Raw genomic sequence first — 20,350 nt, 5'->3', positions numbered from 1 at the left:
ACGCCCACGATCTCGATCGGCAGCGCGCCGATGCGCCAGCGATAGAGCAGATCATTCAGGCAATGGCCGAAATTCGACACCATCAGGATGACCTTCACCTTGTGGCTCGCATCGCGCACCGCCCAATCCATCTCGAAACGCTCGGCCAGCGGGGTGAAGGCGGCACGGATTGCCTCGGCCGCGACGCCTTTTTCGGACACGAAACTGACGCGCATGAAAAACTGCCCCGTCTTGGGATCGTCGTATTGATGCGAGTCGGTGATGTTACAGCCCTGATCGGCCAGCACATTCGCGATGCCCGCAACGATGCCGCGCGTCGAGGGACAGGCCACGGTGAGAACATAGGCGGTCTGGGTCATGGGGGCGGTCCTTTCACAATCTGCGCAAATCTCTAGCGCGCAGAGGTTGCAGCCACAATCGGGGTTTCGCACCCCCTTGGCTGAGGGGAATACGACCGCGCGGCACTAAAAAGCGGCGCGCGGGGCGCGGGGCGCGTTTTGACCTGCGGGCCTTGCCGCCATATCTATGAGAAAGCAAACGGAGGTGAAAGATGGCAGGCGGCTGGGCAAAAGACGGCGCGGTGAGCGAGCAGATCGAAGCCTCGATCAATGACGAATTGGCGCGCCTCAAGGCGCAGCGCGGCCCCGTGGGCGACAGCTTGGCCTATTGCGCCGAATGCGGCGAAGAGATCCCCGAGGCCCGACGCGTCGCCATTCCCGGCGTCAAGCTATGCGTGGACTGCGCCAGCGAACGCGATGCGAAAAATCGCGGGCGTGGCGGGATCAACCGGCGGGGATCGAAAGACAGCCAGTTGAAATAGGCCTAGATTTTGCAGGAAAGGGCCGCGTCGAAGGCAGCGGGCGATGTATCGGTCCCAAGCTCTCGACGCGTCACGCGCCCATCAGGGCTCTGCCGCAAAGCAACAAGGCGCGACCAGTCGAAACTTGCCACGATCATTTCGGGCTGTTGCGCGCAATCGCGTAGACCGCCCAGCGCATGATCGGCTCCGTAATGGTGGTTGGAGACATCCCCACCGCGCCCCACTTCGGTCAGCTTCCCGCGCCCGTAGCGATAGATCACCAGCTTGCCCAGCCGATGGGGCGCATCGATCAGCGCGATCTCAGGACGCCCGTCGCCATCCAGATCGCCCGCGCCAATGACGGACAGCCAGTGATTGCGCTCGCCCACGAACGGTCCATCAACGGCCAGAACCGGTTTGCCATTGCCCAAGGTCAGCACAACCAACCGCGATCCCTGCGACAGACTTGACTGCACCACGATGATTTCGGGCACGCCGTCCCCATCGAGATCCATCACGCGCGGCGCGGTGTCTTCCCAGACAAGATCAGGGCCAAGCGTGAGGTCATAGGTCAAATTCGTCGCGCCGGAGAACAGACCTTTGCCGTCCCCCGTCGAACGGCGCACGGTGATGCGCAAACTCTCAAATTCATGCCCCGGCCCAAGCGCGCCGTGCCCGTAACGCTCGGTGGGATTGGCAAAATGCGCGGTAGCGGACAACTCCGCATACGCAGGAAAAGCAGCGGCGATCAGCGCAAGCGCCAGGATCGCCGCCGCGCGCATCAGATTTGCTTTTCGGGGATATTGACGATCAGCCCGTCCAGCGCGTCGGTGACCTTGATCTGACAGGTCAGGCGCGATTTCATCGGATCGGGATTCCATGCGAAATCGAGCATATCCTCTTCCATGGAATCCTTGGCGGGCAGCTTGTCGACCCAATCCTGATCGACATAAACATGGCAGGTCGAGCAGGCACAGGCGCCGCCGCAATCTGCATCAATGCCGGGCACGCCATTGTCGCGCGCGCCTTCCATAACGGTCATGCCGGGCTTTACCTCGATCTCGTGACGGGTGCCGGTATGTTCGATATAGGTGATCTTTGCCATGTTAGCAGGCCTCTTTGTCGTTGATTGCTCTGCCCGAAATACGACCGGGCGTCCTTCGATCTAAGGTGCTTTGCCCAGTTTGACCAGAGGGCGATGGCTGCGCGCGCGGGAAGCGGCGCGTTCACGGGGGATTGCCGCGCGCGCCCAGTCTTGTAGTCTCGCGCGCAAGTTGACGGAGGTCGCATCGGTGCATCACAGACTTAGTTACGGCGTGAAAGCTGCCCTGCTGATGGCGGCGCTGACGCTCGCGGGCTGTCAGCAGACCTCTTCCGGCGCGCCCAAACGTCCGCCGCCCAAAAGCCTGCTTTCCGAGATCTCCGCCAAGGCCCCCGCGCCCGATTCCAAGAATTGTTACGCCCAGATCAACACCCCCGCGCAGGTCGAAACCGTGACCGATCAGGTGCAGGTCGTGCCCGAGCAGCGCGATCCGAAAACCGGCGCAATCACCCAGCCCGCAATCTATCGTGAGATGAGCGCGCAGCGCATGATCGAGGCTGGCAAGCCGCGCTATTTCCGCGCCATGTGCTCGTCTGATCTGACGCCGGGATTCGTGGCAATGGTGCAGCGGGCCTTGGCGGCGCGGGGCCTGTATCATGGCCGCGCCGATGGCAAGCTGGACCCTGCCACCGGGCGCGCGATTACCGCCTATCAGGGGCCGCGCGGGCTGGATAGCCCGACGCTGAGTTTGCGCGCGGCGCAGGAATTGGGTTTGTATATCTACACGCCCTAACCCCCCTCATGAAGATGATGACGATTTCTGGGGCCGCCGCGTCGGTTGCGGGCTTTGCTGTTGCGCGCGCACGCCCTAGAACAGGGGCAAGTCCCGGGACAGACCCGGACGAGACCGGGCAGGAGCGCGACATGACCGATGATGTACAGGTGATCTTTACCCCCTCGGGCAAGCGGGGCCGCGTGGCGCGCGGCACGCCGGTTTTGGCGGCGGCGCGCAAACTGGGTGTCGATCTGGATTCGGTGTGCGGCGGGCGCGGGATTTGTTCCAAATGCCAATGCTCGCCCGGTTATGGTGATTTCCCCAAGCACGGGCTGCATGTGGACGCAGATGCGCTCTCGCCGATCAATTCGGTTGAAGAGCGTTACGACCGGGTGCGCGGGTTGAAACCGGGACGGCGCTTGGGCTGTCAGGCCGAGATCATGGGCGATGTCGTGATCGACGTGCCCCCCGAAAGTCAGGTCCACAAGCAGGTGGTGCGCAAGGCGGCGTCTGAGCGCGTGATGGAAATGGACCCGGCCACGCGCGCCTGTTTCATCGAGGTGGCCGAACCTGACATGCACGCTCCCGAGGGCGATTTTCAACGTCTGGCCCATGCGCTGGAAAGCCAGTGGGGGATTGCGGGGCTGCGCGCGGATCGCGAGATGCTGCGCGCGCTTCAGCCCGTGCTGCGCAAGGGAGGCTGGAAGGTTACCGTTGCCGTGCACGATCAAGGCGACGGGCCGCGTCTGACGGCGCTCTATCCCGGCCTGCGCGAGACCTCGCTTTACGGGATCGCGATTGATCTGGGATCGACCACGATCGCGGGGCATCTGGTGTCTTTGGATGACGGCCGAGTGCTAGCCAGCGCGGGGCAAATGAACCCGCAGATCCGCTTTGGCGAAGATCTGATGAGCCGGGTGTCCTATGTGATGATGAACCCCGGCGGCGATGTGGAGATGACACAGGTCGTGCGCGACGCGATGGGCGAGCTGGCGCGCGAACTGGCAGCCGAGGCCGGGATCGACACAGGCGAGATCGTCGAGGCGACGGTGGTGTGCAATCCAGTGATGCACCATCTGCTGCTGGGGATTGATCCGGTCGAATTGGGTCAGGCGCCCTTTGCGCTGGCAACGTCAGACAGCATGGACCTGCCCGCGCGCGAGTTGGGCTTTGATGCAGCGCCCGGTGCGCGCGTCTATATCCTGCCGCTGATCGCGGGCCATGTGGGGGCAGATGCCGCCGCCGTGGCACTGTCCGAGGCCCCGGAATCCCGCGAGGATCTGTCGCTGATCGTTGATGTTGGCACCAATGCCGAGATCTTGCTGGGCAATTCGACCCGCGTGCTGGCCTGCTCCTCGCCCACTGGCCCCGCCTTTGAGGGCGCGCAGATTTCCAGCGGTCAACGCGCCGCCCCCGGTGCGATTGAGCGCATCGAGATCGACCCCGAAACGAAAGAGCCGCGCTTTAAGATTATCGGCAGCGATCTATGGTCCACCGATCCCGATTTTGGCACGCCCCAGATCACCGGGATTTGCGGCTCGGGCATCATCGAGGCCGTCGCCGAAATGCGCATGGCGGGGATCGTGGATGCATCAGGGCTGATCGGATCGGCGGCGCAGGTGGGCAGCGCGCGCTGCTTGCCCAATGGGCGCACCCATGAATATCTGATCCATGACGCCAGCCCCGACGGCCCGCGCATCACCGTAACCCAAGGCGACATCCGCGCCATTCAACTTGCGAAATCCGCGCTTTATGCGGGCGCGCGGCTGTTGATGGATGAGATGGGGGTGGATGTGGTCGACCGTGTGGTTCTGGCGGGGGCGTTTGGGGCCCATATCAGCCCGAAACACGCGATGGTGCTAGGCATGATTCCGGATGCACCGCTAAGCGCGGTTAGTTCGGCGGGCAATGCGGCGGGAACGGGCGCGCGCATGGCGCTGTGTTCGGTGAAGGCGAGGCGCGCGATTGAGGCGCAGGTGAAACGCATCACCAAGGTCGAAACCGCGATTGAGCCGCGCTTTCAAGAGCATTTCGTCGCCGCCAACGCCCTGCCCCACGCCACCGCGCCTTTCCCTGAACTGCGCAAGATCGCGCCCCTGCCCGATGTGAGTTTCAACACCGGGGGATCAGGCGACGAGGGTGGTGGCAGGCGGCGCAGACGACGCGGCTGATCGCGCAGAGGGGGGCGCTGCCCCCGCCCTGCGGGCCCCCCGGAGTATTTCTGGCTAGATGAATGTGAAAGTGGGGCTTGCGAAGCTTCTCACGTCTTCGTGATGTTCGCAAAGTGATCAGCTTTGGCAGGAGGTCTCGTAACCCTAGCATCACGGCGGGAATGATCCTGCCTCATACTAGGGAGAGACCTATGACCAATATGTTCCGCAAATTCGCAGCCCCGATGATTGCCGCCTCGATTGCGCTGGCCGCCCCGGCTTTCGCAGAAAACATGAACCCGATGGTGGGCGGTGCGGAAATGTTCGCCAACAAACCGATTGCGGCGAATGCCTCGGCGGCGCCGAACCTCACCACGCTGGTGGCGGCGGTCAAAGCTGCTGGTCTTGTTGACACGCTGGCAGGCCCTGGCCCGTTCACCGTCTTCGCGCCGACCAATGCTGCCTTTGACAAGCTGCCCGCCGGCACTGTTGCCAATCTCGTGAAGCCCGAGAACAAAGAGATGCTGACCCACATCCTGACCTGCCACGTCGCAAAAGGTGTGATCACCGCTGAGAACATCGTCAAAACCATCGAGATGGGCAAAGGCAAAGCCACCATCGAAACGCTGGGCGGGTGCAACCTGACCGCGATGATGAAAGACGGCAAGGTGATGCTGAAGGATCCCAAGGGCGATATTGCCACCGTTGAGGTCGCTGATGTCAAACAATCCAACGGCATGGTCCATGTCATCGACACCGTGATGCTACCCAAGATGTAAGTTGCCCTCCTCAGGCTGACATCTTGCGCCCGGATGGCCCCATTGCCGTCCGGGCGTTTTGCTGCGCGATCCCCCTTGACCGGGGCGCGCGGCTGTCATACCTGTCTCGCGCGCCATGCGGGTATGATGTAATGGTAGCCTGTCAGCTTCCCAAGCTGAACGCGCGGGTTCGATTCCCGCTACCCGCTCCAAGCGAATCAACGACATACACGGCTGATTTATATGCACAAATCAGCTTTCTCGCTTACTTTTCTGGTTTTGATCGGGGACGGCGTCGGGGGCCATTTCGGGAAGTGAAGCGACCTTTTCTTCCGAAGAGTTCCGACGAAAGTCCCAAAGCATGGGCTTGTTTCCTCAAGATTCGTCTCTGCCGCCCCAACAGATGACAATCACGACGGCTCGCGCCGAAATTCGACCGGGCGCATCGCCCCTGTCGCAGGCTTTCGACCTCACGTGGGGAACTGATATTCGCGCTAGAGCAGCATTGCCGTAAATTCTGGTCCGTTTTTCCCACAGCAGGATCATTCTTAGGCAAGATATGCGCCGTGTCAGGGATATCCCGCACCGTTCGAGCTATCGGTGCGCAAAGCGGAGTTGCTTTGAACGCCCGTGAGGGGACAAAGCTCATTGCCTAATAAAATACGTCAAGCCGGCGAGCACCTTGATCGCGATGATAATCTTCATCACATATCGGGTCATATGGATCGCCCGAGATGTTCTAGCAGCGTCCTTGATAAGGCCGTCTGCAGGAATATGAGTGGCCAGCCTCTTTAGCCTCAGCAGCCTCAAGGTCGACTTTGGGAGCGATATCCTTTCGTTGCAACTCCGTGATAGAAAAAACGGACCGGCTTCGCGCTCAGGTTTTCGAAGCCATTTGAGCAATTTCTGCTGCAGCCGCCCTCCGTTGTTCATCAGAAAAAGGGGCTTGCTCTGAGCAGAACCCAACAGCGCCATTCCATGCAGGAGCATGACCAGAAGCTCAGGGTCGATTATCGGCTCGGAGACGACACGCTGAGACTTGAAATGGAAGACGTGACCGCGTCGTGAAGGACGCCTTCGGGGGTGTCCAGGGTTCCGATCAGGTTCGAGCGCGGAAACGCGGCATCGCCCCATCGCAGGTCTCAACAAGCGTCATCCCGATGACGAAGGGCATCCGACCGGGCAGCGCTCGCATGTTCACCGAGGATGGCGCATGAGGATGGCTCGTGCACAGCGAAACATGTCAGCCGACTTGGGGAGCGTCTCTCCCTATAGGGGCCCAAAAGCGGATCGATTTTGGGCCCCTATGCCTCCAATAGTGATGGGCGCTTTGCATGCCAGTCACACTTAAAGCGCTCTCTCGAGCCTTCGCGCTATTCAGCGACCAACTCGCCGCTTTCGATTTGCTCGCGCTCAATCGATTCAAACAGCGCCTTGAAGTTGCCCTCGCCAAAGCCGTCATCGCCTTTGCGCTGAATGAACTCAAAGAAGATCGGTCCGATCACCGTTTTCGAGAAAATCTGCAGCAGAATCTTTGTCTCACCGCCCCCCAGCACGCCTTCCCCGTCGATCAGGATGCCGTGTTTCATCATCCGATCAACCGGCTCTTCATGCCCCGTCACCCGGTCATAGCTCAGGTCGTAATAGGTCTTGGGCGGTGCGGGCATGTAGCGAATACCGCGCTCGGCGATCGCATCGGTGCTGGCGTAAATATCCTCAGACCCGACTGCGATATGCTGAATCCCCTCGCCCTTATACTTCTTGAGATAGGATACGATCTGACCGGTTTCGCCGCGATCTTCGTTGATCGGGATGCGGATACGCCCACAAGGCGACGTCAACGCACGCGAAAACAGCCCGGTAAATTTGCCCTCGATGTCGAAAAACCGGATTTCGCGAAAGTTGAACAGATCGCCGTAGAAGTGGAACCACTTGTCCATGTTACCCTTGAAGACGTTGTGGGTCAGGTGATCGAGATAGTAAAACCCAACGCCCTTCGGCTTTGACGTCTTCAGCCAGTTGAATTCCTCATTATAGGGCGAGGTGGCGTAATACTGATCGGTGAAATAGATCAAGCTGCCACCGATGCCGCGAATGGCGGGCCATTCCAGCGTTTTGTCAGCGCCCTCATAAGGCTCTGCGCCCATCTTCACCGCATGATCGAACGCGTGCTGCGCATCCACCACGCGCCAGCCCATTGCCGGTGCGCAGGGGCCATGTTCGTCCACAAAGCGCGCAGCAAAGCTGTCGGGATCTGCGTTGATGATGTAGGTGATATCGCCCTGCTGCCAAAGCTCGACCGGTTTGGCTTTATGCGTAGCCACATGTTCATAGCCCATCTTGGCGAACAAATCGCGCAGCTCCTGCGGGTCGGGATGGGCGAATTCGACGAATTCAAACCCGTCGGTGCCGGCGGGGTTTTCATCAGAAATTTTGGCTTGCGGGGCATCGTGCGGAAATGGTCCCATGGGTTTCTCCTCCTGTTCGCTGGTTTCAGATTACCCCCCGACGCCCGCGTGGTTTGCGCAAAATTGATTATTGTCATGCCCAATACGCGTGTAACTTGCGGTCATTGAATAAAAGATGCATTTTTTACGCATGCTGGATGACATCGACAAACGCCTCCTCGCGGAGCTGCAACAAAACGCGCAACTGACCTCGCAAGAGCTGAGCGAGCGTCTTAACCTGTCGGCAAGCCAGATCGGACGGCGGCGGCAGCGCCTTGAGGCAGACGGGCTGATCCGCGCCTATGGGGCGAAACTCGATGCCGAGCGGCTGGGCTTGGCGGTGCAGGCCTTTGTGCAGGTGCAAATGACGCGTCACGGGGCCGAGGCCGCGCAGAATTTTTCACGCCTCATCGCGCTGCAACCCGAGGTCGTGTCGGCTTGGACGCTGACGGGCGAGGCAGACTATCTGCTACGGGTCTATTGCGCTGACTTGTCCGCCCTGCACCGGCTGATCCATGAGGTGCTGCTGGCGCATACCACGGTCGCCCGCGTGCAAAGCCAGATCGTCATGAACCAGCTCAAGCAAGACGCGCCGCTGCCAATTTAGGCGCTGCGTCGCCCGTGCTTAAAAAGCGCCGCGCAATGCGCGCAGTCCAGCGCCGAGCGTGCCCACATCCGAACCAGCGGCCAGAAATTCGACGCCCATGTCGCGATAGCTTTGCGCCAGCGCGCGATCCGAGGTCAGGATGCCCGCCGCTTTGCCGCCCGCGCGAATCCGGGTCAGCGCATCGCGCACAGCCGCCTGCACCTCAGGCGCGTCGGAATTTCCGAGATACCCCATATCGGCCGCCAGAGCAGCCGGGCCGATATTCAGCATCTGCTTGATCCCCGCGCGGTTGTCATCGCGCCCCCGAACGACCGGATGGCTTACACTGCCCCTGCGCCAATTTTCGCACTATTTGTGCGGAGTGAATCGCAAAAGTATCCTCCAGCGTCATTTCGGGGTGGCGCAGGATGAGCAGGCCGATCTGCGCGTGGTCAGCGCGATGTCATCAAGCTCCGCGGCGTCGCGAAACGGCACGAGCCACGGCCCGAGGGCACCAGAGCGATCCGGCGCCCCGCCTTGCCGAACACAATCACCTCTCTCGCGCCCGATGCCGCTGGCCTTCATCCCACCAAAGGGCGCGGGAAGATCGCGCGCATTCTCAGAATTCACCCAGATCATCCCCGCCTGTAGATCATCGGTCATCCGCATCGCGCGGCTTAGATCATTCGTCCACAGATACGCGGCCAGCCCGTATTGCACGTCATTGGCAAGCGCCTCGGCTTTCGCCCACAAAGGTGATCGCCTTGATATCGCTAAACCCAACAAAGCGCTGACGTTGATCGTTTCATTTCAAATGAAATCCTTTAAGATAGCTGCGCATAGATCGGATTTCGCATGAAGCTAGAAGAGTTCTTCCCCTATCGCCTCGCCATCGCGGCCGAGGCCTTCTCGCGCAATCTGCAAGATGTGTATGCGCGCGAATTCGGCCTTTCGCGCGAAGAATGGCGCTTGATGTCCATCCTCGACGGGGTCGGTCGCATTAGCTCGCTCGACATCGCCCGGCGCACGACGCTTGATAAGGTGCAGGTCAGCCGGGCCGCCGCGCGCCTTGAGGCCAAGGGACTGATCGCGCGCCATATACCCGACAGCGACCGCCGATTGCGCGAATATGAATGCACTGCAACCGGGCGCGCCCTTTACCTAAAGGCCCGCAGCAAGGTGAACGCGCGTGCACAAGCGATGCTGGATGCCATGCCAACCGCTAAGCGCGAGGCGCTTGAACAGGGCGTCAATTCCCTGATCGAGACGCTCGAACTGGACATCGAGACGCGCCAAGACCCGTCTGCCCCGCGCTAACCGCCCACCAGCCAGAGCGAGATGATCGGGAAGGCCACGATCAGCGTGATGCGCACGATATCGGCCACCCAGAACCACAAGATCCCGCGAAACATCGTCGAAAGTGGCACGTCCGGCAGCACCGAGCGCAGCACGAACACGTTCATCCCGACCGGCGGCGTGATCAGTGAAATCTCGGTTGCAACGACCACGATCACCGCAAACCAGATCAACGCGTTATCGGGGTTCGACAAAATGCCCGAACCGAAATCGAGCTGGTAAATCAGCGGGTAGAAAATCGGCACGGTCAGCAAGATCATCGACAGGCTTTCGAGCACCATGCCGAGCACCATGTAGATCAGCACGATCAGAATGATCACCTCATAGCCGCCAAGGCCAAGGTTATTGACCAAATCGGCCAGCGCATCGGGCAGCCCTGCGAAGGTGATGAAATTGCCAAAGATTTCAGCCCCGATCACAATCGCAAAAATCATCGCCGAGGCAATTGCCGCGTCGATCAACGCGCCCCATAGCGCCTTGCGCCTGAGCCCCCCAACCGCCGCCGCGATGACAACAGCGGCAGCAGCGCCCATGCCCGCCGCCTCAATCGGGGTGAAGAACCCGCCATAAATGCCGACCATGATAAAGACAAACAGCGCCAGAGTTGCCAGCACGCCGACGATATCGGTGCGCTTCATCGCGACGGGTTTACGCACTTCAGGGGCGAGTTCCGGTTTCAGGCGCACCGCCACCATCACCGCAACCAGATACAGACCAATTCCCAAGATGCCCGGCACGATGCCCGCGATGAACAACTTGCCGATATCGCTTTCGGTAAGCAGGCCAAAGATGATCATGATCACCGAAGGCGGGATCAAAATTCCCAGCGTGCCCCCGGCCGCAATCGACCCGGTGGCGAGACTGTCATGATAGCCAAACCGGCGCATCGAAGGCATCGCCACTTTCGACATCGTGGCCGCCGTGGCCAAGGACGAGCCGCACACCGCCGAGAACCCACCGCAAGACAGGATCGTGGCCATCGCCAGCCCGCCGCGCATGCGCCCGAAGACCCGATCTGCGCCAGTGAACAATCCGCTCGCAATGCCTGACCCGGCAAGCACATTGCCCATAAAAATAAACAGCGGCACGACCGAAAGCGAATAGTTCATCCCGGTCTCGAACACCGCGCTGCCCACCATCGACCCCGCAGCGTCAACGCCCCGCATCGCGGCAAAGCCAGCACCACCCACCAGCGCCATCGCAAACGCAATCGGGACACGCAGAAATACCAGCGCCAGCAGTATGGCAAGCGCGATAAGAGAGATCGTCATGTGGGCCTCCGAAGGATCGCGACCACCGCGGAGACAGCAAAGCTAAGACTGCCGATCACGCCCAGATACCAAAGCTTGATCCCGAGGCCCGATGTTGCGAGTTGTGTGTGGAACTGGTCTTGCGTCAGGATCACAAGCCGCCACGCGAAATACGCCATGACCAGCGCCGCGACTGCCCCCCCGATCCGCGCAAGCGCGCGTTGCACGACAGCGGGCAGAAGCGGCACCAGCAGATCGACCTCGACATGCCCGCCCTTGCCCGTGGTCAGCGGCATAGCCACAAAGACCAGCGCGCCCAGCAGCACCTGCGTAATCTCATACGCGCCGGTCAGCGGGTTATTGAAAGCATAGCGGCCAATCACGTCGATGCAGGTGACGAGGATCAACCCCGTCACCAGACCCGCTGCGATCGCCTCAAGAATGAAGCGGACGCGTGCAATCATACGGACACGCCCGTCATCTTGCGGAATTCGGCCAGTGCTGCGCGCCCGTCATAGGCGCTGTCCAGCCCATCGGACCACTGGCCTTCCAGCACAGCGGCCTGCGATTTGATCGCGTCCAGCACCCCGGCAGGCGCGGTCTCGGCAACCATGCCACCCTTTTCAGCCGCCGCCTTGCCACGATCGTCTGCGCCGTTCCATGCCTTGCCCACACGCGTTGCAAAGGCCAGCCCGGACAGGTCGTTGATCGCTTTTTGATCGGCGGGCGAGATCGCGTCCCACTTGCCCGAATTCATCACGAGGAACCAGGTGGTGTTGTAGATGCCGCCCGGAATGGTCGTGGTGTATTTCAGGTAATCGGCAAGATTGAACGAGGCAATCGCATCATAGGGGAAAGTCACCCCGTCAACGACGCCGCGCGAGAGTTTCTCATAGACCTCACCTGAGGGCGTAAAAATCGTCTCGACACCGAAATGGCTCATCAGATCGGCGATATAACCGCCCGGAACGCGCATCTTGAGACCCTGCAAATCCTCGATCTTGTTGATCGGGCGCTTGTTGTTGTGGATCATGCCGGGGCCGTGGTTGAACAGACCCAAAAGATGCGTGCCAGCGTGTTCCTTATCGGCACCCAGCTTTTCAGTGTAGACCGTCCAGAAGGCTTCCGACATCGCCACCGCATCCTTGCCCAAGAAGCTGAACTGACCGACGCGGGAGTTTTTGAACCGGTCGTCTTGGGTAAAGCTGTGCAGACCGTAGGTGATATCGGCAACGCCATCGCGCGCCATATCGAAATGCGACGGCGGCGAGCCGAGCGGCTTGACCAGCACACGAATGCGCACGCGGCCTTCGGTGGCTTTCTCGATATCCTTGGCCCAGGGCTTGATTGCATCCACGACAATCGGGTGGCGCGGCGGTAGCCAGCTCGACAGCACCAGATCGACGCCATCAGCGCGCGCCGGAATTGCCGGCAACGCAAGGGCTGCGCCCGCCATCGCGGCCGTTCCCAGGAATGCCCGTTTGGTTAGTTTACTCATCATCGTTTCCTCCCCTGAATGATGAATTCACGCGAAATTTCGCGCTTCCTCTTGTTGTCTCAACGCGTCAAACGCCTGTCGAAATCGGGCGCGGTGTTGCGCTTTCAGCTGCAGCTTGTCCGGCACGACCTGCCAGTTCGAAGGCGTCCTCAAGCACCTGCGCATCGCCGATATGGTTCATCAAGATCAGGATCAGGCGGGCGTTGAACGCAGCGCTTTGCGTCTCGTTCAGCCCATGATGTGCCGCGATCAGCCGTTCATAAATCCCGTCGTGATCTTGCATATTGAGTTGCGTAATCAGGCTCATCATCGCCCCTCCGTGATCGCTGCAAGTTGCGCTTGGATCGTATCCGCGTCGGCCTCGGCCCAGCGCGCTGCCACGATTTGATCGGGCCGGATCAGATACAAAGCCTGCCCCGCCTGCCCCAGATAGCGTTGGCGCAGCTCGGGGGTCTCGGGCAGTTCCAGCACACGCATCCCGCACCCTTCGGGCGCTGCGACGCCAATCGCCAACAGCGTGAAGCCCCCCGCGAGTTGCGAGAGCAGCCAGTCATTGCCCAGTGGCGCATCGGGGGCGACCGAACCGGGGCGCGATGGCGCAGGCATGTGCACGCAATCGGGGGCTGCCTCGAGCGGATAGGTGCAGGGCACCGAAAGCCGCCCGGAATTGACCATCGGCCGGGCGAATTCGGCATGCTCGGAAAGCGCCAAAACAGCATCGCGGAACCAGCGTTCGGCCCCGTCACGCGGCGACATGAACCGCGTGGTGCGGCTGGAATTGGTGATGTTTTCGTCCGAGCCGTGGGTGCGTTCCGCATCATAGCCTGCCAGCAGCGCGACCGGAGCCTCACCCTTGAGCACCGCCGCCAACCGCCAGCCCAAAGCGTCGACGTCTTGCAAACCGCCATTGCCGCCGCGCGCGCCAAAGGGCGAGACGACATGCGCGCTGTCACCGACGAAGATCACCCGGTCATGAACGAATTCCTTCAGCCGCCGGCACTGGAAGGTGTAGATCGAGGTCCAGTCGAGTGTGAAATTGCCGTGCCCCAGCGCCTTTTCGATGCGCGGGATGATACGCTCGGGTTTGCGTTCTTCCTCGGGGTCGCTCTCCCAGCCCAGTTGCAGATCAATGCGGTAAACATCATCGGGTTGCTTGTGCAGCAGCGCCGACTGACCCGCATGGAACTCCGGTTCAAACCAGAACCAGCGTTCGGGCGGAAAATCGGCCTGCATCACGATATCGGCGATCAGAAAGCGTTCCTCAAACAGGACGCCCTCAAACTCAAGCCCCATCATCTGCCGGATCGGCGAGCGCGCCCCGTCGCAGGCCAGCAGATAGTCTGCCTCAAGCGAATACGCGCCATCGGGCGTCTCAATACTGACGCGCGCGCAATCGTCCTGTTGCTCTAGCCCCGTCACCTTGTTCTTGAAACGCAGATCAATCAGCGGATTGGCCTGCGCCTGCGCAACGAGGTATTCCTCAACGTAATATTGCTGCAGGTTCACGAAGGCGGGCATCTTGTGGCCGTCCTCGGGCAGCAGGTCAAAGTTGAACACCTCGCGCGCGCCGTGATGGGTGCGCCCGACTTTCCAGGTCACGCCCTTTTGCACGCAGGTCTCGCCCACGCCCAGACGGTCGAGGATCTCCAGCGAGCGCTTCGACCAGCAAATCGCGCGGCTGCCGACGGAAACGACGTTGTTATCATCCAGCACGACCGAGCCGACACCATGATTGGCCAGCTCGATCGCGGCGGCGAGGCCAATCGGCCCCGCGCCCACGATGATCACCTTGTGACGCGGCTCGGGCGTGTTCAGCCCGCGCGGCGCAACATAGTCGAACGGTTTGTAATCATATGGCATTGGGTCCTCCTCCCCGACTCCCCTGCGCGCGGCTCAGCCTTGCAGCGCGTCCCACATTTCGCGGTCACGCTCGGCCGTCCAGATGCGCGGAGTGTCGATGCCACGGGCCTCGTCATAGGCGCGCGCCACGTTGAACGGCAGGCAATGCTCGTAGATCGCGTAATCGGCGAATTTCGGGTCGCAGGCTGCACGCACCGCATCCCACGCCTCTTTCAGCGAGCCGCCACGTGCCACGACCTTTTCCACCGGCTTGTAGGTCGAGCGAACGAAATCGGCGGTGTTTTCCAGCGCCTGCGCCACTTTTTCCTCGCCGACAAGCGCATCACCGCGACCCGGTGCAATCGCTTTGGGCTCAAACGCGGCGATATTTTCCAGCGTCTCTGCCCAGTCGTTATAATGCCCGTCGCCGCAATAGCAGGCCGAGTGATATTCAACGATATCGCCAGTGAACATCACCTCTTGATCGGGCACCCAGATCACGGCGTCGCCCGCCGTATGGGCGCGCCCGAGCTTCATGATATCCACCCGGCGTTTGCCGAGATAGACGGTCATCATTTCAGAGAAGGTGGTGGTGGGGCGCGTCAGGCCAGGGATTTCCTCATGGCCCTGAAACAGGCGCGGGAAGCGGCCGAATTCGCTGTCCCAATCTTCTTGGCCGCGCTCTTCGACCATCGCGCCCGCCACATCCGACATGATGATTTCACGCGCGCCATAGGCCGAGGCCCCCAGCACCCGCACCGCATGATAATGGGTCAGCACGAGATGGCTGATCGGCTTGTCGGTGACCGAGCGCACGCATTCAATCACCTTGCGGGCAAGCCGCGGTGTGGCCTGTGCCTCGACGATCATCACGCTTTCATCGCCAATGATGACGCCCGTATTGGGATCGCCCTCGGCGGTAAAGGCATAAAGCCCCTCGCCAACCTCAGTGAAGCTGATCTTTTTGTCTTCCATATCGCCTTGCGATGCGAATGCCTTGGCCATGTGCCTGTTCCTTCTGACTTATTTCGCCCAATCGGGCAGATCGGCGGCGGGCAGGATCTGCCCCGCGCAATCGCCAAACCCGATGCGGTATCCATTGCCTTGCGCCGCCCCGCGCAGGGTCAGCGTGTCGCCATCCTCGATGAAGCTGCGCGTCGTGCCGTCCGGCAATTCCAGCGGTTCCTTGCCCGACCAAGACATTTCCAGCAGCGAGCCGCGACTATCCGGCGTCACGCCCGAAATCGTGCCCGATCCCAGCAGATCGCCCACCCGCATCGCACAGCCAGAGCTGGTGTGATGGGCCAACTGTTGCGCGGCCGAGTAATAGAGTTCGCGCGTATTGGTCTGCGAAATCACCGTCTCGGCCCCGTTTTCGGGTTGTAGGGCAACCTCAAGCGCGATGTCGTAATTCATCGGCCCCGGCTCGGACAAATAAGGCAGCAGCGGGCGCTCACGCTCAGGCGTTGCAATGCGGAACGGTGCCAGCGCGGCGCGGGTCACAATCCAAGGCGAGATCGTGGTGGCCGTCGCCTTGCCCTGAAACGGCCCAAGCGGGACATATTCCCAAGCCTGGATATCTCGCGCCGACCAGTCATTGAGCAGCACATAGCCAAAGATCATCTCATCGGCCTGCGCCACCGAGATCATCCCTTGCGAGGGCTGTCCGACAATCGCGCCAAATTCCAGTTCGATGTCAAAGCGGGCCGAAGGCGCAAAGCGCGGCAGATCGTCATTTGGCCCCTTCACCTGCCCCCAAGGCCGCGTGACCGGCGTGCCAGACACCACCACCGACGAGGCCCGCCCGTTATAGCCAATCGGGATCGACAGCCAGTTCGCGGGCAGCGCATTTTCCGCCCCGCGAAAGATCGTGCCAACATTCATCGCATGGTACTTGCCCGCATAGAAATCGGTATATTCCATGACGCGAAACGGCATCAGCATCTTGGCCTGCGATTGCGCAACCAGATGCGGCTCGACGGCTGCGCGATGCGCCTCGTCTGACAGCAACGCGATCAAGCGCGCGCGCAAATCGGCCCAAAGCTGCGGCCCGGCCTCCATGACGCGGTTCCAGGCAGGCTCGACAAACAGCGCCGCATCCAGACCGTGATCCACCGCGCCAAGATCAAGAATCTGATCGCCGATCGCCACACCCATGCGCGCGCCGCGCCCATCGTCAAACACGCCATAAGGCAGGTTCTGAATTGGGAAGTCCGTGTCGCCATTCGCAGACGCCACCCAGCTTTTCACATCCGTCATTTGGTCCCCGGTTTTCCGTCGAATTTCTTTTCAATGCTGTCCCAGCAATCGATGTAGTCGTCCTGCAAGGGCGCTTCTGTCGCGGCGAAAGCCGTCAGATGCTGGGGGAAACGTGTCTCGAACATGAATTGCATCGTGTTATCTTGCAGCACCGGCTTCATCGGCTCGTTGCTGGCATGTTCGAACGCAGCGCGATCGGGCCCGTGGGGCAGCATCATGTTGTGCAGGCTCATGCCGCCGGGCACGAAGCCCTGCGGCTTGGCGTCATAAATGCCGTAAATATTGCCCATCATCTCGGACATGATGTTCTTGTGATACCACGGCGGGCGGAAGGTGTGCTCGGCCACCATCCAGCGCTCACGGAACAGCACGAAGTCGATATTGGCGGTGCCCTCTTGCCCTGACGGCGCGGTCAGCACGGTGAAGATCGAGGGATCGGGATGGTCAAACAAGATCGCACCGACCGGGCTATAGGTGCGCAGGTCGTATTTATAGGCGCAGTAATTGCCATGCCACGCCACCACATCAAGCGGGCTGTGGTCGATGAAGGTCTCGTGGAACTGACCGCACCATTTGATGACGACACGACTAGGCGCATCGCGATCTTCAAAGGCCGCGACCGGACATTTGAAGTCGCGCGGGTTGGCCAAGCAGTTCGCGCCAATCGGGCCACGACCCGGCAGATCAAATTTCTGCCCGTAGTTTTCGCAGACAAAGCCGCGCGCGGGCCCTTCAAGCACCTCGACGCGATAGACCAGCCCGCGCGGGATAATTGCGATTTCCTTGGGCTCAAGGTCAATGATGCCCAGCTCGGTGCAAAACCGTAGCCGGCCTTCTTGCGGCACAACCAACAGCTCGCTATCGGCGGAGAAGAAATACTCGTCCTGCATCGATTGCGTGACCAGATAGATATGGCTGGCCATGCCGACTTGCGTGTTCACATCCCCCGCCGTGGTGACCGTGCGCATCCCCGTCAGCCACGTCAAATCGGCTTCGGTATGGGGCACCGGGTCCCAGCGATATTGGCCAAGACTGATCACGTCGGGATCCACGTTGGGTGCGGATTTCCAATAGGGCACGTCGATCTTTGCAAAGCGCCCGGTATGCTTCACCGAAGGCCGGATGCGGTAGCACCACGTGCGTTCATTCTGCCCGCGCGGCGCGGTAAAGGCCGTACCCGAAAGCTGCTCGGCATAAAGCCCGTATTCGCATTTCTGCGGGCTGTTCTGGCCTTGCGGCAACGCGCCCGGCAGCGCCTCGGTCTCAAAGTCATTGCCAAAACCGGGCATGTAGCCAGCATGAGGCCCAGTGCCGCCGCTGGCGCGCGTCATGCCTTGGGGCAAAGATTGATCACTCATCTGAACTCCTCCGTCTCATCGTCCCGACTCCCCTCGGGATGCTTGAGGCGATCTTTCGTTGCATGCGCAACGATGTCAAGAAATTTGTTGCATTTGCAACAGGTTTGATATTCAACTGACGTCAACAGATAGCATGAAATGATGCAGGATTCATGGAACAAGACATTGAAATAAAACCTGTTTTACCAGATTTTGAACTGGATGGTTTCCTGCCCTACTTGCTGGCAGAAGCGGCCCAGAAACTCAGTCGCGACCTCGCGGATATCTATCGCGATTCCGGTTTAAGCACCCCGCAATGGCGCGTCATGGTGCATCTTTCTTACAGCGGGCGGGTCTCGGTGCGCGATATCGAACGGCGCGTTTCAATGGAGAAATCCAAGGTCAGTCGCGCGGCGGCACGGCTTGAAGCGGCGGGGCTGGTGGAAAAGCGCGCCGATCCGGTGGACGGGCGGCTTGTGGCGCTTAGCCTGACGGATCAAGGTCGTGCGCTGATGGCGCGATTGCTACCCCGCGCGCTTGACTATCAGCGCCAGCTTGAAGGCTTGCTAGGCGCCGACCTGAACGGGTTTCGCCACGCGCTGGCGCAGCTATTGAACAGCGAGAAAACCGCATGATCCAACTCTTCGATTACTGGCGTTCCTCGGCGAGCTACCGTGTGCGCATCGCGCTTGGGTTGGCGGGGCTGCAATGGGAAAGCGTGTCGATCGACCTTGTCAAAGGCGAACAACGCAGCGCCGAGCATCTGTCGCGAAACCCGCAAGGACTGGTGCCTGCGCTTGAAATCGACGGTCAGATCTTCACCCAATCGCTTGCGATCATTGAATATCTTGATGAGACGCGCGCGCTGGGTCTATTGCCCGGCACCGCGTCAGAACGTGCCCGCCTGCGTGCCCTCGCTCAGGCCATCGCAATCGACATCCACCCCATTTGCAACCTGCGCGTCGCGAATTACGCTATTGAGCAGTCTCAAGGCGCAATCACGATGAAGGGCTGGATGCAGGCATTTATCGGACCCGGCCTTGAAGCGGTCGAGGCAATGGTAGAAGACGGCCCCTATTGTGCGGGAGCACGCGTCACCCTGCCCGATCTGTGCCTCTTGCCGCAAATCTACAATGCCCGGCGCTGGGAGGTCGATCTTAGCGCGATGCCCAAACTTCGCCGTATCGCAGGCCAGCTTGAAACCCTGCCAGCCTTTGCCGAAGCGCATCCCGACAAGACACCCCATTAGGTCAAACGGCCCGTTGGGCCGGCATGCCTGAGAAATCGGATCAGAGGCAAAATCTGGCGTCGGAAAATGGGGGGCCGATTTGCGCCTCGCCAAAAAAGCTGAGGGCTCCAAACCCCTCAAGCGCACGTGCGGGCAAAACGATGCGGGTTCCCGCCAGGTAGGCGCGGACGTCAGACAATCGAAGCTTGGCACGCGCGACGATCCGGCGGTGGCATCATGCCGCCACCCAGTCGACGCCCCTCTTGGTTGCGCAACTCGCGCGCGCTGCCAATCTCGTCAGGCTGCCCCGCGACGTCATAACTCAAGGCGCATCCGGTGCGACGGCGAAAAGGTTTGTCTGGCAAATGTGATCGGGGACGCATCAAGCCATGTGACCCGCAGCATCGTCAAAACTGGATCATCGGCGGCGCAAATCAAATGCTTTGCGCGCGCCCCCGCGGTTTCGGCCAAGAATTCCATCGTGCCATGTGTGTAAGGGGCATGCCGCACAAGCCACACGTTGGGGCTGGTTTTCGCCAGATCGACGGCTTCGATTTCAGGCACAGTATCCAGAACGATCCAACGGTCTTCAAACATATGCGGCACGTCATCTGCCAGATGCAAGCTCTTGACGTGCAGCAACCGTTCGTCGCCCGCAAGTTTGAGCTTTCCGCGCACCGCAGGCGGCGGCACTTCGACGCCTCGCTCCAGCAGGCGATATTCATAGCGCGCGCCACTGGCCTCGACCTCGGCGCGGGTCAGCGGGATGGTGAGCGTGGCCTTGCGCCGAGGCGCCTCGCGCACCCGCGTGCCCGCCTTGCGCCGTCGATCCAAAAACCCCGAGGTCGCCAGATCGCGCAACGCCCGGTTGACGGTGGCACGCGCGCAGCCGAATTCCGTGGCCAGATCGACCTCGTTCGGGATCAGCTCGCCGGGGGCGTAATCATGCGCGCGGATCCGCGTCATCATCGTGTCGCGGATCGACTGCCAACTGACCGAACTGACGGGCCCATCCCCCTTTGTCAC

At 60.8% G+C, this 20,350-nt stretch carries 23 protein-coding genes, 1 tRNA gene and 1 pseudogene; 9 read left to right on the top strand and 16 right to left on the bottom strand.

Going from position 1 to position 20,350, the window contains the following annotated elements:
- The coding region (locus tag QZ571_RS09010; protein ID WP_295533639.1) for an ACT domain-containing protein at nt 1-359 on the bottom strand (359 nt) is incomplete at its 3' end.
- Between the two features lie 191 nt (nt 360-550).
- Between QZ571_RS09010 and QZ571_RS09005 the strand changes: the two genes are divergently transcribed.
- Nucleotides 551-820 carry a DksA/TraR family C4-type zinc finger protein gene (locus QZ571_RS09005; protein ID WP_295533637.1) on the top strand — a complete coding sequence of 90 codons (270 nt, stop codon included), beginning with the start codon at nt 551-553 and terminating at the stop codon, nt 818-820.
- A 2-nt stretch (nt 821-822) separates the two neighbouring features.
- Here the strand turns inward: QZ571_RS09005 and QZ571_RS09000 are convergent, their stop codons facing one another.
- Together QZ571_RS09000 and QZ571_RS08995 are read right to left on the bottom strand one after the other, a co-directional pair.
- Entirely contained in the window at nt 823-1,581 is a 759-nt protein-coding gene (locus QZ571_RS09000; protein WP_295533636.1) for a VCBS repeat-containing protein, read from the bottom strand.
- Nucleotides 1,581-1,904 (bottom strand): 2Fe-2S iron-sulfur cluster-binding protein, encoded by a 324-nt coding sequence (locus QZ571_RS08995; RefSeq protein WP_295533634.1) that lies wholly within the window; start codon nt 1,902-1,904, stop codon nt 1,581-1,583. The genes QZ571_RS09000 and QZ571_RS08995 overlap by 1 nt, the downstream gene beginning before the upstream one ends.
- 187 nt (nt 1,905-2,091) lie before the next feature.
- Between QZ571_RS08995 and QZ571_RS08990 the strand changes: the two genes are divergently transcribed.
- The 4 genes from QZ571_RS08990 (at nt 2,092) to QZ571_RS08975 (ending at nt 5,736) form a co-directional block, all read left to right on the top strand.
- Nucleotides 2,092-2,634: a peptidoglycan-binding domain-containing protein gene (locus QZ571_RS08990; RefSeq protein ID WP_295533632.1), complete on the top strand. Its 543-nt coding sequence runs from the start codon at nt 2,092-2,094 to the stop codon at nt 2,632-2,634.
- Between the two features lie 131 nt (nt 2,635-2,765).
- On the top strand, nt 2,766-4,787 hold the full coding sequence (locus tag QZ571_RS08985; protein WP_295533630.1) for an ASKHA domain-containing protein: 2,022 nt from the start codon (nt 2,766-2,768) through the stop codon (nt 4,785-4,787).
- 191 nt (nt 4,788-4,978) lie between these two features.
- Nucleotides 4,979-5,545 (top strand): fasciclin domain-containing protein, encoded by a 567-nt coding sequence (locus QZ571_RS08980; protein WP_366929945.1) that lies wholly within the window; start codon nt 4,979-4,981, stop codon nt 5,543-5,545.
- 117 nt (nt 5,546-5,662) lie between these two features.
- Nucleotides 5,663-5,736, top strand: a tRNA-Gly gene (locus QZ571_RS08975).
- A gap of 1,161 nt (nt 5,737-6,897) precedes the next feature.
- On the opposite strand, the gene hppD is transcribed toward QZ571_RS08975, so the two are convergent.
- Nucleotides 6,898-7,992, bottom strand: coding sequence for a 4-hydroxyphenylpyruvate dioxygenase (hppD, locus tag QZ571_RS08970; RefSeq protein ID WP_295533628.1), 1,095 nt, complete (start codon nt 7,990-7,992; stop codon nt 6,898-6,900).
- A 130-nt stretch (nt 7,993-8,122) separates the two neighbouring features.
- On the opposite strand from hppD, the gene QZ571_RS08965 reads away from it, so the two are divergent.
- Nucleotides 8,123-8,578, top strand: coding sequence for an Lrp/AsnC family transcriptional regulator (locus QZ571_RS08965; RefSeq protein WP_295533647.1), 456 nt, complete (start codon nt 8,123-8,125; stop codon nt 8,576-8,578).
- Nucleotides 8,579-8,596: 18 nt separating this feature from the next.
- Here the strand turns inward: QZ571_RS08965 and QZ571_RS08960 are convergent, their stop codons facing one another.
- Together QZ571_RS08960 and QZ571_RS08955 are read right to left on the bottom strand one after the other, a co-directional pair.
- Nucleotides 8,597-8,848, bottom strand: coding sequence for an aldolase/citrate lyase family protein (locus tag QZ571_RS08960; protein ID WP_295533626.1), 252 nt, complete (start codon nt 8,846-8,848; stop codon nt 8,597-8,599).
- Nucleotides 8,849-9,106: 258 nt separating this feature from the next.
- Nucleotides 9,107-9,301, bottom strand: a pseudogene (locus QZ571_RS08955) (aldehyde dehydrogenase family protein); the annotation flags it as partial.
- A 111-nt stretch (nt 9,302-9,412) separates the two neighbouring features.
- Here QZ571_RS08955 and QZ571_RS08950 point away from each other — a divergent pair.
- Complete coding sequence (locus tag QZ571_RS08950; RefSeq protein ID WP_295533624.1) at nt 9,413-9,874, top strand: MarR family transcriptional regulator; 462 nt, start codon at nt 9,413-9,415, stop codon at nt 9,872-9,874.
- Here QZ571_RS08950 and QZ571_RS08945 read toward each other — a convergent pair.
- The 8 genes from QZ571_RS08945 to hmgA all read right to left on the bottom strand — a co-directional run bounded on the left by QZ571_RS08945 (nt 9,871) and on the right by hmgA (nt 18,117).
- Nucleotides 9,871-11,184 carry a TRAP transporter large permease gene (locus tag QZ571_RS08945; protein WP_295533622.1) on the bottom strand — a complete coding sequence of 438 codons (1,314 nt, stop codon included), beginning with the start codon at nt 11,182-11,184 and terminating at the stop codon, nt 9,871-9,873. The genes QZ571_RS08950 and QZ571_RS08945 overlap by 4 nt on opposite strands.
- On the bottom strand, nt 11,181-11,627 hold the full coding sequence (locus QZ571_RS08940; RefSeq protein ID WP_295533620.1) for a TRAP transporter small permease: 447 nt from the start codon (nt 11,625-11,627) through the stop codon (nt 11,181-11,183). Before QZ571_RS08940 ends, QZ571_RS08945 begins: the two co-directional genes overlap by 4 nt.
- Nucleotides 11,624-12,661 (bottom strand): TRAP transporter substrate-binding protein, encoded by a 1,038-nt coding sequence (locus QZ571_RS08935; RefSeq protein WP_295533618.1) that lies wholly within the window; start codon nt 12,659-12,661, stop codon nt 11,624-11,626. Before QZ571_RS08935 ends, QZ571_RS08940 begins: the two co-directional genes overlap by 4 nt.
- Before the next feature lie 67 nt (nt 12,662-12,728).
- Complete coding sequence (locus QZ571_RS08930; protein WP_366929944.1) at nt 12,729-12,971, bottom strand: DUF2783 domain-containing protein; 243 nt, start codon at nt 12,969-12,971, stop codon at nt 12,729-12,731.
- Nucleotides 12,968-14,521: an FAD-dependent oxidoreductase gene (locus QZ571_RS08925; protein ID WP_295533616.1), complete on the bottom strand. Its 1,554-nt coding sequence runs from the start codon at nt 14,519-14,521 to the stop codon at nt 12,968-12,970. Before QZ571_RS08925 ends, QZ571_RS08930 begins: the two co-directional genes overlap by 4 nt.
- 33 nt (nt 14,522-14,554) lie before the next feature.
- The gene (locus QZ571_RS08920; RefSeq protein WP_295533614.1) at nt 14,555-15,505 is read right to left on the bottom strand and encodes an MBL fold metallo-hydrolase; all 951 of its coding nucleotides are present in this window, start codon (nt 15,503-15,505) and stop codon (nt 14,555-14,557) included.
- Between the two features lie 18 nt (nt 15,506-15,523).
- Nucleotides 15,524-16,759 carry a fumarylacetoacetase gene (gene fahA / locus QZ571_RS08915; protein WP_295533613.1) on the bottom strand — a complete coding sequence of 412 codons (1,236 nt, stop codon included), beginning with the start codon at nt 16,757-16,759 and terminating at the stop codon, nt 15,524-15,526.
- Complete coding sequence (hmgA, locus tag QZ571_RS08910; protein ID WP_295533610.1) at nt 16,756-18,117, bottom strand: homogentisate 1,2-dioxygenase; 1,362 nt, start codon at nt 18,115-18,117, stop codon at nt 16,756-16,758. Before hmgA ends, fahA begins: the two co-directional genes overlap by 4 nt.
- A gap of 152 nt (nt 18,118-18,269) precedes the next feature.
- On the opposite strand from hmgA, the gene QZ571_RS08905 reads away from it, so the two are divergent.
- Nucleotides 18,270-18,731 (top strand): MarR family transcriptional regulator, encoded by a 462-nt coding sequence (locus QZ571_RS08905; protein WP_295533608.1) that lies wholly within the window; start codon nt 18,270-18,272, stop codon nt 18,729-18,731.
- On the top strand, nt 18,728-19,345 hold the full coding sequence (gene maiA, locus QZ571_RS08900) for a maleylacetoacetate isomerase (protein ID WP_295533606.1): 618 nt from the start codon (nt 18,728-18,730) through the stop codon (nt 19,343-19,345). The genes QZ571_RS08905 and maiA overlap by 4 nt, the downstream gene beginning before the upstream one ends.
- A gap of 170 nt (nt 19,346-19,515) precedes the next feature.
- On the opposite strand, the gene QZ571_RS08895 is transcribed toward maiA, so the two are convergent.
- Together QZ571_RS08895 and QZ571_RS08890 are read right to left on the bottom strand one after the other, a co-directional pair.
- Nucleotides 19,516-19,650, bottom strand: a complete 135-nt coding sequence (locus tag QZ571_RS08895) for a hypothetical protein (RefSeq protein WP_295533604.1) — start codon at nt 19,648-19,650, stop codon at nt 19,516-19,518.
- Nucleotides 19,640-20,350 (bottom strand): GntR family transcriptional regulator, encoded by a 711-nt coding sequence (locus QZ571_RS08890; protein ID WP_295533602.1) that lies wholly within the window; start codon nt 20,348-20,350, stop codon nt 19,640-19,642. Before QZ571_RS08890 ends, QZ571_RS08895 begins: the two co-directional genes overlap by 11 nt.

The organism is uncultured Thioclava sp. (assembly GCF_913064665.1).
Lineage (GTDB): Bacteria > Pseudomonadota > Alphaproteobacteria > Rhodobacterales > Rhodobacteraceae > Thioclava > Thioclava arctica.
This window is presented reverse-complemented; position numbering and strand designations above follow the sequence as displayed.

Coding starts and splice junctions, on each gene's coding strand:
- QZ571_RS08995 (WP_295533634.1), bottom strand. CDS start 1,904: ATGGCAAAGATCACCTATATCGAACATACCGGCACCCGTCACGAGATC.
- QZ571_RS08960 (WP_295533626.1), bottom strand. CDS start 8,848: ATGCTGAATATCGGCCCGGCTGCTCTGGCGGCCGATATGGGGTATCTC.
- QZ571_RS09000 (WP_295533636.1), bottom strand. CDS start 1,581: ATGCGCGCGGCGGCGATCCTGGCGCTTGCGCTGATCGCCGCTGCTTTT.
- QZ571_RS08905 (WP_295533608.1), top strand. CDS start 18,270: ATGGAACAAGACATTGAAATAAAACCTGTTTTACCAGATTTTGAACTG.
- fahA (WP_295533613.1), bottom strand. CDS start 16,759: ATGACGGATGTGAAAAGCTGGGTGGCGTCTGCGAATGGCGACACGGAC.
- QZ571_RS09005 (WP_295533637.1), top strand. CDS start 551: ATGGCAGGCGGCTGGGCAAAAGACGGCGCGGTGAGCGAGCAGATCGAA.
- QZ571_RS08925 (WP_295533616.1), bottom strand. CDS start 14,521: ATGCCATATGATTACAAACCGTTCGACTATGTTGCGCCGCGCGGGCTG.
- QZ571_RS08985 (WP_295533630.1), top strand. CDS start 2,766: ATGACCGATGATGTACAGGTGATCTTTACCCCCTCGGGCAAGCGGGGC.
- QZ571_RS08940 (WP_295533620.1), bottom strand. CDS start 11,627: ATGATTGCACGCGTCCGCTTCATTCTTGAGGCGATCGCAGCGGGTCTG.
- QZ571_RS08920 (WP_295533614.1), bottom strand. CDS start 15,505: ATGGCCAAGGCATTCGCATCGCAAGGCGATATGGAAGACAAAAAGATC.
- QZ571_RS08950 (WP_295533624.1), top strand. CDS start 9,413: ATGAAGCTAGAAGAGTTCTTCCCCTATCGCCTCGCCATCGCGGCCGAG.
- hmgA (WP_295533610.1), bottom strand. CDS start 18,117: ATGAGTGATCAATCTTTGCCCCAAGGCATGACGCGCGCCAGCGGCGGC.
- QZ571_RS08965 (WP_295533647.1), top strand. CDS start 8,123: ATGCTGGATGACATCGACAAACGCCTCCTCGCGGAGCTGCAACAAAAC.
- QZ571_RS08945 (WP_295533622.1), bottom strand. CDS start 11,184: ATGACGATCTCTCTTATCGCGCTTGCCATACTGCTGGCGCTGGTATTT.
- QZ571_RS08980 (WP_366929945.1), top strand. CDS start 4,979: ATGACCAATATGTTCCGCAAATTCGCAGCCCCGATGATTGCCGCCTCG.
- QZ571_RS08935 (WP_295533618.1), bottom strand. CDS start 12,661: ATGAGTAAACTAACCAAACGGGCATTCCTGGGAACGGCCGCGATGGCG.
- maiA (WP_295533606.1), top strand. CDS start 18,728: ATGATCCAACTCTTCGATTACTGGCGTTCCTCGGCGAGCTACCGTGTG.
- hppD (WP_295533628.1), bottom strand. CDS start 7,992: ATGGGACCATTTCCGCACGATGCCCCGCAAGCCAAAATTTCTGATGAA.
- QZ571_RS08930 (WP_366929944.1), bottom strand. CDS start 12,971: ATGATGAGCCTGATTACGCAACTCAATATGCAAGATCACGACGGGATT.